This is a genomic window from Parahoeflea olei, from assembly GCF_001703635.1.
Classification (GTDB): domain Bacteria; phylum Pseudomonadota; class Alphaproteobacteria; order Rhizobiales; family Rhizobiaceae; genus Hoeflea; species Hoeflea olei.
Window position 1 is genome coordinate 1 of sequence record NZ_LQZT01000015.1, and the last position, 12,370, is coordinate 12,370.

Below are 12,370 nucleotides of genomic sequence, written 5' to 3' on the forward strand. Positions count from 1 at the left end.
CGAAACTTCTTCAAGGCTGCAGGCTATGAGGCACAATAGATGCGACACGCTTTAGGCTCCCGTGCATGAAGCAGGAATGCGACTTCATGGAGGTAAGGAGCAAGCGCGGAAACAAACGCCTGGTAGCGCCATCTTTTTTGTTCCCACTCCCGGCAGGAATGAAATGATGTCAGCGTTATAAGCGCTCGCTCCCCGGAGGCTCCCCGCATCGGTACAGACACTCCTTGCCGCCCAACGCCGAAGCTTTCTGCCTCCGCAAATAGCCAGCGCAGCGAGGCCGTGCTGGCAACTGCCTGCCAATCAAACGGCAGCTTCCTGGTGATGCCGTCGGCAATCGGGTCGATTCCCAGATAACCACGATCAAAGTAACGGCCTTCCCATTCCCTTGAATATGTAACGTATCGAATCGGATCATCAGCAGGCGCTAATGCGCCATCAGCCATATAAGCAATATTAGCGGCATCGATCTCTGTAGATATTTCCATCAGAACAGATTGTATCTGGTTCTCAAACTTGACGTTCTCTAGCCTCCGTACAGCGTCTTGCAGCACAATCATCGCACATCTCCTCCCGGCCTGCCCGTCGGGAGATGCTGCATGTATTGCCCGGCTACAGCAACCGTGCCTTATAGTCCCAAGCCGCGTTGCCGCCCCAACTGCCACGACACCGATCCGCCTTGAACGACGCCACTGACCTCGCGCCCGAGTTGGCGGTCGATGACCGGCCGCCATGGGACCATCGTGAACTCGTGGCTCTGCTCGACTAGGGCGAATTTGCCGCTCAATAGCTGGACGGTGCCGGTGAACTTGCCCGCGATGGTCTCGCCGTCAGAGGCGGGGCGAAAGGGCAGGTTCTTGCTTGCAGCCAGCTCGCCGCCGATGCGTTCGATCTCCCGTGCGCGCAACGTGGCGAGAAGGTTGCGCCGGTAGAGCGTGCCGCCGTTCGGGCCGAGCGAAGCATCGCCATGGTCGATATGATGCTGGCGGCGGCGGTCGATCGCGTCGCGAACCTGCTGGCCGAAGCCGGCCGGCGCGAGGTTGGAAGCGTCGGGCGTCACCAGCCGGCGGTCGAGCCAGGTCGCGCCGTCCGCGCCGATCTGCTGTTCGAGTCGGGCGGCCGAGAGGATGCGAATATTGGCCTGCCGGTTGCGGCCGGCGTCATAGGCGGCGGCGCGGCTCTCGAAGTCCTGGGGGATGCGCCACTGGTCGGCGTCGATCCGCTCGGCGATTCCGGCGCGGCGCAGCGCCTCCAGTCGGCGCACATGGGCATCGACGTAGCCCTCATAGTCGCCGCCCGGAACACGGCCTTCGAACCTCGCCTGTTCGAGATGGCGGCTCGGCCGATAGACGCCGCCCTCGGCTATGCCTGCGATGGTCCGATCGGATGGCCGGCTCGCCGTCTCGGCCGGGCCGATCTCGATGACGCTGCCGATCCGCGTATCCTCGACGCGGGCTGGATCGATGCCGGCGATATGGTGGGTGCGCCCGTCCACGCCGTCGACCACGACGGTCAGGTTCTCGCCCAGCTCGTCAGTGAGATATTTATCGACGACGCGGCCGGTGATCGCGACTTCGAGCGCAGCGTCGTGAATCTGGAACGTCATCGGATCTCGCTCCAATCCGTCTGCCTTCAGCGCCTTGTGCATATTTCGGATGATGTCGCCGCGCTCGCCCAGCTCGCGCAGCGCCGGTTCCATCCGCTCGCTCAATTCCCAGACGCCGAGCGCGTGCTCGGTGGCGAGGCCCATCTTCTCCAGCTTGCCGAGACGGCGCAGGCGCAGCGTGCGGTCGAACCGGCGGCGATGATCGGCCGCCTCATGGCGCAGGTCGAGGAAGCGGTCTTCGGCTTCCTCGGACATGGCGCGGTCGATACGGGTGAAGCGGTCCTGATCGATCTCGGCCGAGAGCTTGCGGCTCTGCTCGATCTCGGTGACGGGACCGAGTTCGAGCGTCGCCAGATCGCTCGCCCGCTCGCGGATGCCGTTGGCGAGATAGTCGCCGTTGATAACGAGGTTCTCGCCCAACTCGTCCTTGCCGCGCACGATGACATGGACGTGGGGATGGCCGGTGTTGTGGTGATTGACCGCGACCCAATCGAGCCGGGTGCCGAGATCGGTTTCCACCTGAGCAATGAGGTCGCGCGTATAGGCGGTGAGATCGGAAAGGTCTGCGCCATCCTCGGGCGAAACGATGAACCGAAACTGGTGGCGATCGTCCGCACCGCGCTCGACGAAGGCAGCGCCGTCGGCGCGGTCGTCGGTCGCCGAATAGAGCTGGCCTTGCTCGCGATCGCGGGAAGTGCCGTCACGCTGGATGTAGCGAAGATGGGCGGCGGATTTGCCATTCTTTCCCGCGCCCTGGACGTAGCGGGTTTTGACGACGACGCGTCGCTGACCGGGGCTGCTGTGCTTCCATCCGCCCGACAAGGTTCGGGCGCGCACGAAGGCCGCGCCACGTCCCCGTTTCAGGCCCGGTGCGCCGCTCGCCCGCGAAGCCTTGCCGCCCTTGGCCGACGCCTGCGTGCGGGCGCGCTGCGATGATGATCCCGACGAACGCGACGGGCTGTTGCTCTGCTGGCGGGCGATCTTCTTCGCCTGCGTGAGAAAGCTCTTGGCCTTGCCCATCTTGGGGGCATCACTGCGGACGCGCCCGGGCCTCGGGCGGAAGCAAAACTCCTCGTCGTCGCTCAAACCCGCGCCTCCGGCCCGAAGGCGTCCAGAGCGGGGAAACGGCCCGATTTCGGGCTATGGTGCCGCTCGAAACCCAGCAAAGGCAAGGCTTTGCGCGACATCGCGGCACGCCGGCTCCAAAATGAAGGTGCCGCAACCGCCGCGCCAAAACAGTGTGCAGACAAGGGCTTGCCCTGAAACCGGCCCGACGTGGTGCCGGTTTCCTTTATCTTGCCCTCCGCCTTTTCTGACCTTTCCGCCCTTCCGACCGGGAATGCAGCTAGGCGCGACCTTGCCTGACTGCGCACCGGGCCAAGCGCAAGCGGACGCGGGAACGCTATCCTCATGGCGCCCTCCCGTCGTCGGCCCGCGCGACGAACATGCTGCCGTCACGCGGCTCCGCATCGCGATGCTCGCGCACCGGGACGGTGGGGCGAGAGTCGCCTGATGTACCGATGGTCTGCACTGGATCGGCTGTTCGCGTGTCGGTCGGGCGCATGACGAAGAGCGGTGCGTCGCGCCAATCGGGCGGCGGATCCGCGCGTTTCGCCGGATCGCCGGACGGAGCCGCGCCGCCGAGCAACGGTACGAGCGCGGCGACATAGGCGCGGGTTTCTGCCGGCAGCGGCCGGCCCGTCGCGCGATGATCGTCATAGCGGCCGGGACCGGCATTGTAGGCGGCGAGCATCGCCGCGACATTGCCGTAGCGATCCCACATCTCGCGCAGATAGGCGGTGCCTGCGAGGATGTTATCGCGGGGATCGTAAGGATCGCGGCCGAGGCGATAGCGCATGCGCAGGCCCGCCCAGGTTTCGGGCATGACCTGCATGAGGCCGATCGCGCCCGCCGTCGAGATCGCGCGCACATCGCCCGCGCTTTCGGCGCGCAGCACCGCACGAACCCAGTGCTCGGGAATGCCGAAGCGCTGCGACGCCTCGGCGATATGCGCGCCGTGCGGATCGCTGACGGGCCGCGCGACGACGGCAGATTGCGCGATCGTGACAGTCGGCCCGGACGAGAACGCCAGCACGGCCAGCGCGATCAGGAGGGCATAGCGCCGTGCCAACCTTTCTCCACCGAACCGCCATCCTGCCAGCGTGCTCGCTGCGGTCAAGGGTGCACGCGAAGCGCCGGCCGGTGGCTGCCCTTGACCTTCGCTGCGCGCGCCGGCCGACTTGTGGTCGAGCGGGACAGAGGAATGAGACGGCATTCCCGCGAACAAAGGAATACGAGCTTTGAGCGCGATGATGACGGGATGACGCATGGCCTCAGTCCCGCTCTTCGCGCGGTTTAAGGCGCGTCCAGTGCAGCGACCATGACGATCCCGCATCGTCGTCGCGGAACAGGTTGGCGCGGATCGGCTGCGGCAATGCCGGATCGTCAAGCAGGATGGAAAGATATTCGCCGGCCTTCTCGCCGGTGCGTTTCCATGCCGCGCCGATCTCCGGGCCATCGTCGGCTCCGTGATGGACACGGAAGTCCGGCACATTCTCCGCGTCCGAAGGATCGGCGGGAACGATGGTGAGTTCGCGATAGAGCGTGAGGGTGTGAACGCGCCCGGTGAAGCCGGACCCTTCGCGCGTGAACTGACCGATTTGCTGCATGACTGTCTCCGTGCGGTGGCGTTAGGAAAGCCATCGGCGGGCACCGCTCCCGCCGATGGGGAAGCGGTCAGTGCGTCGGCGCTCGCCAGACGAAGCGGCCGTCGCCGTCCTCGTTGGTCCAGAGCGGCAGCGCGCGGCCGATGACGGCGCTGGCCGGAATGGGACCGAAGTAGCGCCCGTCCAGGCTGTCGCGGGCATCGATGTTCATGAGGAAGAGCTGGCCGTCGGCGATGACGCGACAGCCCTGCCAGACCGGCAGCGTGCGCCCGATCCGGTCGCGGTAGAGCGCGTCGCCCATCTCCACGCCATCGACGGTGATGGCGCGGCCGGAGCGGCATACCCGCTGTCCCGGCAGGCCGAAGACACGCTTCAGAAGCGGCACGCCGCGACCGACATAGCCGCGCGCCACCATGAATCCGGCGAGCGGTTCGGGCGGCACGACCGCGACCAGCTCGGGCACAGTGAGCCGGTCAGCCGGTTCTATGGTGTAGAAGCCGACTGGCGCGCTGGCGGTGACGTTCCATAGGAGTTTCGTCGGCATGTCGGCGATGCTCGTGGCGGCGATACCGGTCACCGCGAGCAGCGTCACCGCGAAGATGCGGTGGCAGCTCATGGATCGATCCTCCGGCGGCCGATCCATGCGGCATGGCGCTCTGGCGTATAGGCGGCCGGCTCCAGCCCGGCGCTGAGCCGGTTATGGACGTGCCGCCAGTGATCGGGGGAAGCGTCGGCGGGATCGAGGCCGAGAGCTTCCACCGCATCGATCGCGGCAAGTGCGCGCTGCACCTTCGGCCAGCCGTCGAGCCGCAACAGGATATCGCCGCCGGGGCGGATGAAGGGCAGTGTCTGGAACGGCTCACCGCGGCCGATGGCGCGCACGATGTCGATGCGCGAGACGATCGTGCCATGCTCGCCGGCCGCCCAGCGAACGAAGGCGAAGATGCTCTCGGGCGCGAAGCCGACGACGCTCCGGCGACGGTCGAGGATTTGTTCGTAGGCTTTTCGGCCGAAGCGTATCCAGTGCTCGACCCTACGTTTCTCGAAGGTCAGCTCGACCAGGGTGGTGAACGGTGCTGGCCCGTCCGGCAGCGGACGGCCATGCGCGCGATGGGAGGCTTTGCCGCTCATGACCGGCCTCCATGGCGGTGGTCGTCGGCGAGCATGTCGCGCAGCACGTCGGCGATGGAGTGGGCGGCACCGGCACCACGCCTCGCGCGCGGTTGCGTCAAAGATGAAAAGTTAGATTCTCTGTTAGACTCTAAGTTAGCAGTCGGATTCCGCGTTTCGGGCCATAGGTTTAGCTGCGGTCCGTGCGCCTGATGTGCCGATGGTTTCCACAGGCGTATCCACAGGCACTGTGGACAAGGTTTCAGGGCGAATGCGCAGCAGCTCGCGGCCGTGCTCGCGCTCGATCTGAAGGCGGTAGCCGGGGAGCGGCTGGCGGGCGGCGATGCGGCGCAGGTCGAGCGCGAAGTCGGAGGCGCGCGCCATGCTGCCCGACTTCACATGGAGATGCGCGACATCAAACAGCCAACCGTTGCGCTGGTGGCCGGCGTGCTTGCGGGCGACACGATAAAGCCAGCGTTCAATGCCGCCCGTCAGCCGGAAATAGGCCGGGTCGATGGTGAGGACGAGCGTGCTATCGACGACGCTATTGTAGAACCATTCGGGCAGGACAAATTCCATGCCCTCGACGCGGCCCGCGCGCGTCGTCATCTCCTCCCATTCGTTGATCCATGAGAATTGCCGGCGCCGCCAATGCGGGCCGTTTCGGATCGTCGTCGCGACGACGGTGGATTGCAGGCGCGCGAGCGCGGCCTTCAGCAGCACATATTGTCGGTTGCCGGTGGGCCGCCCAATGGCGCGCAGCAGATGATAGGGAGTGAAGCGGAAGAAGCGCGAGGTGCGCAGGCCGTCATTCTCGGCCGCGACGATCTGCGACGCGGCCCAGATCAGCACGTCGGCGTCCCAGATGGTCGCCATGCCGTGTTCGGGCATGGCGAGCACGTGCACCTCGACATCGGCCGCCTTGTAGAAAATGGGCTTGGTGCGCGGCGTCTTCGCCAGCGAGAAGAAGGGCCGTTCCATGAGATCGCGCTGATCGCGCGGGCTGGCGTCGCCCGTCGCGACCACGAAGGGGGCCAGGTGATTGCGCTCGCTCATGTCGGCCGGCTGCGCGGGGCTGTGATCGTCGTGCAGCATTCAGCACTTGCCCCGCTCTTCGGGCGTCAGCGGACGCGCGGGGAAAACCGTGCCGACATTGGTGTTGCGGGTGGATTTGCGGGTTCCGATCTCCGACCAGGCTTCGAGATCGTGGATGGTGTATAGGACGCGGCCGCCGATCTTGCGATAGGTCGGCCCGGTGCCGTAGGTCCGGTGCTTCTCAAGAGTGCGGATGGAAATGCCGAGGAAGCGAGCAGCTTCCTGCGTGCGCAAGAGTCGTGGCGGCAGGCCCGCCAATGGGTTAGCCATGGGATCACCTCTGGTTCGTCGTGATGCGCGCTGCCTTCGTGGCAGCGGGCTACGGCGAACCATGGCGAGGGATCGGCGACGGGTAGCGTGCCGCATTTGCGCTTATGCGCAGGCGGCACCCCGGCGCGTGCAGGCTGGAATCCCTGTTCGGAGACAGGAGCGGCGGGCTTCTGGCTACATGCTATGCCTAGATTACTACTTTGGCGCGCTGGTATTCTTCAGCAATTCGCCCGGCTCGATCCCAAGTGCCTCGGCGATTTGGCCAAGAACCGTGACACTGGCGGACACGTCGCCACGTTCGATGGCTCCGACGTAACGCATACTCAAGCCTGCCCGGTCGGCGAGTTCTTCCTGCGTCAAATTTTCATCATGGCGGATCCGACGCAGATTCCTCGCCATGACCTCCTTGAGATCCATGACAAAAGAGGAACCAGCATAGGAACGATCATTCTAGGAACGATCATTCCCATTCGTATCAGATCATGCTATTCATCGGGTTGTCCTGAAGTGCTTCATTATGTCCGCGTTCTCGATAAAAAAGGGCAGAATTCATGCGTGAACGGCCTCTGCTTGATCCAGATGTTGAAAATGAGGCCCCTAGGGGGCCCGATATCACGACCTATGACGAACAGCACTACGTAACCTATTTGCGGCTGTTAGATGCCAGCCGAAACGGCGCGGACTGGCAGGAGGTCGCGCGCATCGTTCTGCACCGCGATCCCCTCCGTAATGAAGTAGAGACGAGGCGATGCTGGGAAAGCCACAGGCCCGTGGCGTGCCCTCGACGGCGCGCGCGGGGCCGGCAAGAAGGGCCACATCGAACGCGCCCGGTGGATCGCAAACAAAGGCTATCGACGCATTCTCGAACAAGAGATTGCCAACAATCACTTATAGGCTAACCGGAAGATGAGTTCGTGCCGTACGCCATTGACGGCACGAGGATTGAAATGCTTGAGGCGGGATCATTTATTGAGCATTGGAAATGAGGAAGACGCCATTACAGTCTCGGGCGTCGAGAAGAGATTTGGATGGGGAGTCCGTGCCTTTAAGGCGCTCGATGGGCTTTCTCTTGGTGTTCCGCAAGGCTGCGTATACGGCCTGCTGGGTCCGAACGGTGCCGGCAAGAGCACGTTGCTACGGATCATAGCTGGCCTCGTGCGCCCTGATCGCGGCTCGGTTTCCATATTTGGAGAAAATGCTGGCAGGGAATCGCGACGCCGCCTTGGCATGTTGATAGAGGCCCCGGCGTTCTATCCATTCCTGACCGCACGCGAGCACTTGGACATGTTCGCTCGGATGAACGAGTCCGCCACAATGGTAGAGCCTATTCTGCGGCGCGTTGGCATCGGCTACGCCGCGGACAAAAAGGTAGCTGCATTCTCGTTGGGGATGAAACAACGCCTGGGGATCGGCTGCGCGCTCGTCGGCCGGCCAGACGCTATCGTTCTCGATGAGCCGACGAACGGTCTCGATCCGGACGGCATCCTCGAAATGCGTTCGCTGATCGTTGATCTAGCCCAGAGGGACGGCATCACCGTACTGCTTTCGAGCCACCTCCTCGACGAGGTGGAGCGCGTGTGCGAGCGCGTCGCGATCTTGCGGAGCGGGAGAATGGCGGCGCATGGGAAAGTCGCTGGCCTGCTCGACGGCCAAGCTCGCTTTTGGATTAACGTTGATTCACCGCAAACCGTGCTGGAGCGTTTGGCATCGCGGGCCGATGCAGGTGACGGTGGAGTTTATGTTCGAATTGGGCGCGACGATGCACCTGAACTCATTCGCGCGCTTGTAAACGCGAACATCCGGATATTCGAAGCAAAATGGATCACTCCCGATCTGGAGTCGGTCTTCCTGTCGGAAACGCGGAGAGAGCCACAATGAGCGCTCTACTCTCGGCAGAGCTTCTGAAGCTTCTACGACAGCCAGGCATTCTATTCTGGGGGTTCCTGTCGGTTCCTGCCGCCGCACTCGGCCTTAAGATCGCGCTGGAGAGTTTTTTCGTCCTACGATCAGGAAACCTCCCGCAAGCACAAGCCGATGCGCTTCTGTCAGCCGCGCAATCATTGGGCATCGCAGGCAATCCGATTGCACAGCTTCTCTATGCGATCGGTGTTTCCTCTGTCTTCTACGTCGAATACCGCTTCTCGGCTTGGCGTAACCTCGTGCCACGGACAGGGCGTATTCCTCTCCTCGCCGCAAAACTCGCTGTTTGCCTCCTGTGCATGGTCATCGGTCTTGTTCTGACAGTCGTCGGAGACATGATCCTCAACACTGCGCTTAGCTTTCTCGGCGGCGGCACCAGCAATAAAACCCCAGTCCAAGCGGGCAGCATCCTCGTGCTCTGTGCGGCGTTTGTAATCGCCTTTCTCGAACTGGCGACCCTTGCTGCAGTTACCGCGACGCTCACGATCATATTCCGGAGCATGATCGCGGCAGTCGTTCCAGTATTTCTGGTAGGGATAACGTGCTCGATCCTGCAAGCTTATTTTGGCGCTGCCATAGCCAGCGTTCCCATGCCGTCTTTTGCTGCCGATGCTGCGCGAGCATGGCTTTTTATAGGTGCCGAGGGGTCGTACGGCATCACGGGTTTCGGCACACTACTGGCATGGCTTTTAGCGGCGGTAGCGGCCGGGTCTTTCATATTTTGGCGTCAGCCTCTGAATACCGAGTAGCAGCGAAAACACTCATATAACTCGCTGAAGCCTTGATGAGTGGATCAACGAAACACCAATCTGAGGGACATGCAGATCGAATGATGCGGATACTTAAATATGCGGGCGTTGCATTTGCTCTCTTGCTGGTCGGCCTCGTCGGTTATGGCGCTAAGGGATACTGGGATGCGCTATCGGATGCAGAAAGCTTGCGCACTCGTGCCGACGCGGTGATCGCTCAAGGCCGCGGCGGCGACTCTCTGGGGGCAGCCCATAGGGCTATTCTGCTCGCGGTAGAAGACCCGAATTTCTCAACGCATTCCGGTGTTGATTTCTCCACCCCGGGCGCTGGACTGACCACCATCACTCAATCGGCTGCCAAGCGGCTCGCCTTTGAGAAATTTCATCCCGGCATCGGCAAGATACGCCAGACCGGTTATGCGCTAGGGCTGGAGAGTCGTCTTTCCAAGGAGCAGATCCTTGCCCTGTGGCTGGAGACGCTGGAAATGGGCAAGGGGCCAAATGGCTGGATGGTCGGTTTCCATTCGGCAAGCTCAGCGATCTATGGGCGGCCTCCAGCCGAATTGACCGAGGCCGAGTTTATCCGACTTGCGGCGGTGCTGATAGCGCCGGCCTCCTATGATCTCGTTCGAAGCGACCCCAAGCTCGACGAACGCGCCGCCCGTATCCAGCGTCTGGCAGCCGGGGCGTGTGTGCCTGCGGGCTTTTCGGATGTTTGGCTTGAGGGTTGCCAGTAGCGATACACGAAACGTATTCGTGGTCTTATTTTGATCTAATCAGCGTCATGCGCTCTTTTCGCGAGGTAGAGATTGAATGTCCCATAACTACTCATCGTTCCTTACTGTCTCCCTCTTGGCGATTTCACTGTCGGCAAGCACTCTCGCGGCGCGAGCCGATGTGCCTCCCGCCTCCGCGCAAAGCGTAACCTTGGATCGGGCAACGGTCGCCAAAACGATCGGTGGTATCGCCGCCGAGTTGCGGGAGGGCTACGTGTTCCCGGAACGGGGCGCGCAGGCGGCGGAGGCGCTGGAGAAGGCACTGGCGGAAAACGCCTATGGCGGCGTCACCGATCCAGCGCAGTTTGCGATGCAGCTAACGGAGCAACTCCGGGCGATCACGAAGGACGGTCATGTGCGGGTGATATTCGGTTCGCCCTTCGCCAATCGGCCTACGCCAGCGAGCCCGCAGGATGCCGGTTTCGAGGTGAAGCGGCTAGACGGCAATATCGGCTATATTCACTTGACGCGGTTCGTTCCGCCTGAAGTTTTCAATCCGGCCGCCGACGAGGCCATGCGCAGCTTGTCGGACACCGCCGCGCTGATCATTGACATGCGGGAGAATGGCGGCGGGCACCCGGCATCCGTTGCCTACCTCGCGAGCTTCTTCCTCGATCAGGGTGCGCGCGTCCATATCAACGACCTCATCTGGCGCAATCGCGGGACGTTGACGTTCAGAACGGAATCGTTCTGGAGTTCGCCGACGCCAGTGCGCTACGTCGGCAAGCCGGTCTATGTTCTGGTCGGTCCGAAGACCTATTCGGCTGGCGAGGAATTCGCATATGACTTGCAAGCCCTTCGGCGAGCGATCGTAGTCGGCACGGCCACCCGCGGAGGTGCGAATCCGGGCGGGCTTAATGAACTCGGATCAGACCTCTTTGTCGTTGTGCCGACTGGCAGGGCTGAAAATCCGGTCACGCGAAGCAACTGGGAGGGTGTCGGCGTGCGCCCTGACGTTCAATCAACACTTGAGGACACCCAGGAAACTGCAGTGGCGCTGGCGAGGTCCGAGGCTGGCGCACCACAAACGACTCAACAATAACCGGCGGGCGTTGCCTGCGGCAGAGATTGCAAACGTTGCGGCAAAGCCGTGGAGAGGTGATGTTCTATCGCTATCTCCGGCTGGGGAGCTTGATGGGATAGTGAAGTAGCAGTCGATAGCCGCCGCGCATCATTTTGATGCCGTGCGCGATCAGACGGCGGGCCTTGTTCTTGCGCGGATCGAGCTCAAAATCCTCCTTACTGCCGCGAAAGCCTAGCAGGACTTCGGCGACAGTACGATAGCTTTCGCCGCGAAGCCGAGCGTCGAGGGCCCGCAGAGATAGGATGTGCCATTGCCTGAGCTGCCCGGGCAATGCGCGGAAATCGCGCCCCGGCCCATGGCCCTGAACTGCTTTAACCAATCGACGCGCCGCATGAGAGCGGAGGTCGTAGAAGGCGTCCGCCGGCAAGACCGTGCCATAGAAGGCAGCCGCATCGGGAGCGGCGTGCGGCAGCCAGAATTGATGCGCGACGCCGTCAGCCTGCCAGATGCCGTGCCAGCCATCCTCAGCCTGGCGGAGGTCGAGACCGTCGAGATGCGCAAGGGTGATGATGGGCTCGGTCTCGCCGTCATGGGGCTCCAACGGCATAAGCCGTATGGCCTGCGGCTGAAGACTTGGGCTCCAGAACAGTGTCTGCCGATCTGACGGGGTTTCAGGATCGGTCGGAAAATCGTAATCCCCACCGCTGCGCAAAAGCTTCCAGGCGCTCCGGGGCTGGATCGGTCGAAGTGCTTATGGCCTGAAATTCGTGACGATACTCGTCGTCGCGGCGTAGATACTCCCAAGCGAAACCGGCGGCGGGAATGCTGTTGGCAAATTCATATGCCGCCGGAGAACGCCAGTCGATACTCAGCATTGGCGTTGCCTCTCTATTCGGGCGCACGCAAAGCAGTGCCCGGATAGAGATCTTCAAGCATCGATTAAAACAACTGTAGTCGCGCTATCGAGATAACTAGATCGGCTAACACGATCAATCTCTTGGTTTTTTCTTCTTAACAGTGCTTACGTGTTTCTGCGAGCCGGGCGTAGTCCGGCGAGCGCGGCCATGATCTCGGGCATGGCCGCACCGCCGATCCGCAACGTCGGATGGGCGCGATTTTTCCGCTCCGGTGATCGCGGGAAGAGACAGGGCCGCCGG

14 protein-coding genes and 2 pseudogenes are annotated in these 12,370 nt (G+C 62.6%); 5 read left to right on the forward strand and 11 right to left on the reverse strand.

Annotated features, from left to right (window positions below; all coding sequences use genetic code 11):
* Window positions 1-23: 23 nt before the first annotated feature.
* From AWJ14_RS21915 to AWJ14_RS11750, 9 genes and pseudogenes are all read right to left on the reverse strand, one after another.
* Window positions 24-557: an autoinducer binding domain-containing protein gene (locus AWJ14_RS21915; protein WP_171904868.1), complete on the reverse strand. Its 534-nt coding sequence runs from the start codon at window positions 555-557 to the stop codon at window positions 24-26.
* 68 nt (window positions 558-625) lie between these two features.
* The gene (locus AWJ14_RS11715) at window positions 626-2,623 is read right to left on the reverse strand and encodes a relaxase/mobilization nuclease domain-containing protein (protein WP_425349628.1); all 1,998 of its coding nucleotides are present in this window, start codon (window positions 2,621-2,623) and stop codon (window positions 626-628) included.
* A 388-nt stretch (window positions 2,624-3,011) separates the two neighbouring features.
* The gene (locus AWJ14_RS11720; RefSeq protein ID WP_066179001.1) at window positions 3,012-3,932 is read right to left on the reverse strand and encodes a lytic transglycosylase domain-containing protein; all 921 of its coding nucleotides are present in this window, start codon (window positions 3,930-3,932) and stop codon (window positions 3,012-3,014) included.
* Window positions 3,933-3,936: 4 nt separating this feature from the next.
* The gene (locus AWJ14_RS11725; RefSeq protein ID WP_066179004.1) at window positions 3,937-4,272 is read right to left on the reverse strand and encodes a DUF736 domain-containing protein; all 336 of its coding nucleotides are present in this window, start codon (window positions 4,270-4,272) and stop codon (window positions 3,937-3,939) included.
* A 67-nt stretch (window positions 4,273-4,339) separates the two neighbouring features.
* Window positions 4,340-4,885, reverse strand: a complete 546-nt coding sequence (locus AWJ14_RS11730) for a S26 family signal peptidase (RefSeq protein WP_066179007.1) — start codon at window positions 4,883-4,885, stop codon at window positions 4,340-4,342.
* A complete protein-coding gene (locus tag AWJ14_RS11735; protein WP_066179010.1) occupies window positions 4,882-5,400 on the reverse strand; it encodes a DUF2840 domain-containing protein in 519 nt (172 codons plus the stop codon). The genes AWJ14_RS11730 and AWJ14_RS11735 overlap by 4 nt, the downstream gene beginning before the upstream one ends.
* Window positions 5,397-6,474: pseudogene (locus tag AWJ14_RS11740) on the reverse strand (replication initiator protein A). The gene AWJ14_RS11735 and the pseudogene AWJ14_RS11740 overlap by 4 nt, the downstream one beginning before the upstream one ends.
* Window positions 6,475-6,744 (reverse strand): helix-turn-helix transcriptional regulator, encoded by a 270-nt coding sequence (locus AWJ14_RS11745; RefSeq protein ID WP_066179013.1) that lies wholly within the window; start codon window positions 6,742-6,744, stop codon window positions 6,475-6,477.
* 195 nt (window positions 6,745-6,939) lie between these two features.
* Window positions 6,940-7,161: a helix-turn-helix domain-containing protein gene (locus AWJ14_RS11750; RefSeq protein WP_066179016.1), complete on the reverse strand. Its 222-nt coding sequence runs from the start codon at window positions 7,159-7,161 to the stop codon at window positions 6,940-6,942.
* Between the two features lie 134 nt (window positions 7,162-7,295).
* On the opposite strand from AWJ14_RS11750, the pseudogene AWJ14_RS22810 reads away from it, so the two are divergent.
* From AWJ14_RS22810 to AWJ14_RS11770, 5 genes and pseudogenes are all read left to right on the forward strand, one after another.
* Window positions 7,296-7,638 (forward strand): annotated as a pseudogene (locus tag AWJ14_RS22810) (DNA -binding domain-containing protein).
* Between the two features lie 75 nt (window positions 7,639-7,713).
* Window positions 7,714-8,622 carry an ABC transporter ATP-binding protein gene (locus AWJ14_RS11755; RefSeq protein WP_066179019.1) on the forward strand — a complete coding sequence of 303 codons (909 nt, stop codon included), beginning with the start codon at window positions 7,714-7,716 and terminating at the stop codon, window positions 8,620-8,622.
* Entirely contained in the window at window positions 8,619-9,413 is a 795-nt protein-coding gene (locus tag AWJ14_RS11760; protein WP_066179021.1) for a hypothetical protein, read from the forward strand. Before AWJ14_RS11755 ends, AWJ14_RS11760 begins: the two co-directional genes overlap by 4 nt.
* A gap of 80 nt (window positions 9,414-9,493) precedes the next feature.
* Complete coding sequence (locus AWJ14_RS11765) at window positions 9,494-10,150, forward strand: transglycosylase domain-containing protein (RefSeq protein WP_066179024.1); 657 nt, start codon at window positions 9,494-9,496, stop codon at window positions 10,148-10,150.
* Between the two features lie 76 nt (window positions 10,151-10,226).
* Entirely contained in the window at window positions 10,227-11,231 is a 1,005-nt protein-coding gene (locus AWJ14_RS11770) for a S41 family peptidase (RefSeq protein WP_066179027.1), read from the forward strand.
* Between the two features lie 70 nt (window positions 11,232-11,301).
* On the opposite strand, the gene AWJ14_RS11775 is transcribed toward AWJ14_RS11770, so the two are convergent.
* Window positions 11,302-11,814 (reverse strand): DUF2285 domain-containing protein, encoded by a 513-nt coding sequence (locus AWJ14_RS11775; RefSeq protein ID WP_425349627.1) that lies wholly within the window; start codon window positions 11,812-11,814, stop codon window positions 11,302-11,304.
* Window positions 11,815-11,884: 70 nt separating this feature from the next.
* Window positions 11,885-12,088, reverse strand: coding sequence for a transcriptional regulator domain-containing protein (locus tag AWJ14_RS21925; protein ID WP_083220210.1), 204 nt, complete (start codon window positions 12,086-12,088; stop codon window positions 11,885-11,887).
* Between the last annotated feature and the right edge of the window lie 282 nt (window positions 12,089-12,370).

Excerpts from the sequence above, each read along its gene's own strand:
- AWJ14_RS11750 (WP_066179016.1), bottom strand. The coding sequence starts at position 7,161 with ATGGATCTCAAGGAGGTCATGGCGAGGAATCTGCGTCGGATCCGCCAT.
- AWJ14_RS11770 (WP_066179027.1), top strand. The coding sequence starts at position 10,227 with ATGTCCCATAACTACTCATCGTTCCTTACTGTCTCCCTCTTGGCGATT.
- AWJ14_RS21915 (WP_171904868.1), bottom strand. The coding sequence starts at position 557 with ATGATTGTGCTGCAAGACGCTGTACGGAGGCTAGAGAACGTCAAGTTT.
- AWJ14_RS11720 (WP_066179001.1), bottom strand. The coding sequence starts at position 3,932 with ATGCGTCATCCCGTCATCATCGCGCTCAAAGCTCGTATTCCTTTGTTC.
- AWJ14_RS11715 (WP_425349628.1), bottom strand. The coding sequence starts at position 2,623 with ATGGGCAAGGCCAAGAGCTTTCTCACGCAGGCGAAGAAGATCGCCCGC.
- AWJ14_RS11760 (WP_066179021.1), top strand. The coding sequence starts at position 8,619 with ATGAGCGCTCTACTCTCGGCAGAGCTTCTGAAGCTTCTACGACAGCCA.
- AWJ14_RS11735 (WP_066179010.1), bottom strand. The coding sequence starts at position 5,400 with ATGAGCGGCAAAGCCTCCCATCGCGCGCATGGCCGTCCGCTGCCGGAC.
- AWJ14_RS11745 (WP_066179013.1), bottom strand. The coding sequence starts at position 6,744 with ATGGCTAACCCATTGGCGGGCCTGCCGCCACGACTCTTGCGCACGCAG.
- AWJ14_RS11730 (WP_066179007.1), bottom strand. The coding sequence starts at position 4,885 with ATGAGCTGCCACCGCATCTTCGCGGTGACGCTGCTCGCGGTGACCGGT.
- AWJ14_RS11765 (WP_066179024.1), top strand. The coding sequence starts at position 9,494 with ATGATGCGGATACTTAAATATGCGGGCGTTGCATTTGCTCTCTTGCTG.
- AWJ14_RS21925 (WP_083220210.1), bottom strand. The coding sequence starts at position 12,088 with ATGCTGAGTATCGACTGGCGTTCTCCGGCGGCATATGAATTTGCCAAC.
- AWJ14_RS11725 (WP_066179004.1), bottom strand. The coding sequence starts at position 4,272 with ATGCAGCAAATCGGTCAGTTCACGCGCGAAGGGTCCGGCTTCACCGGG.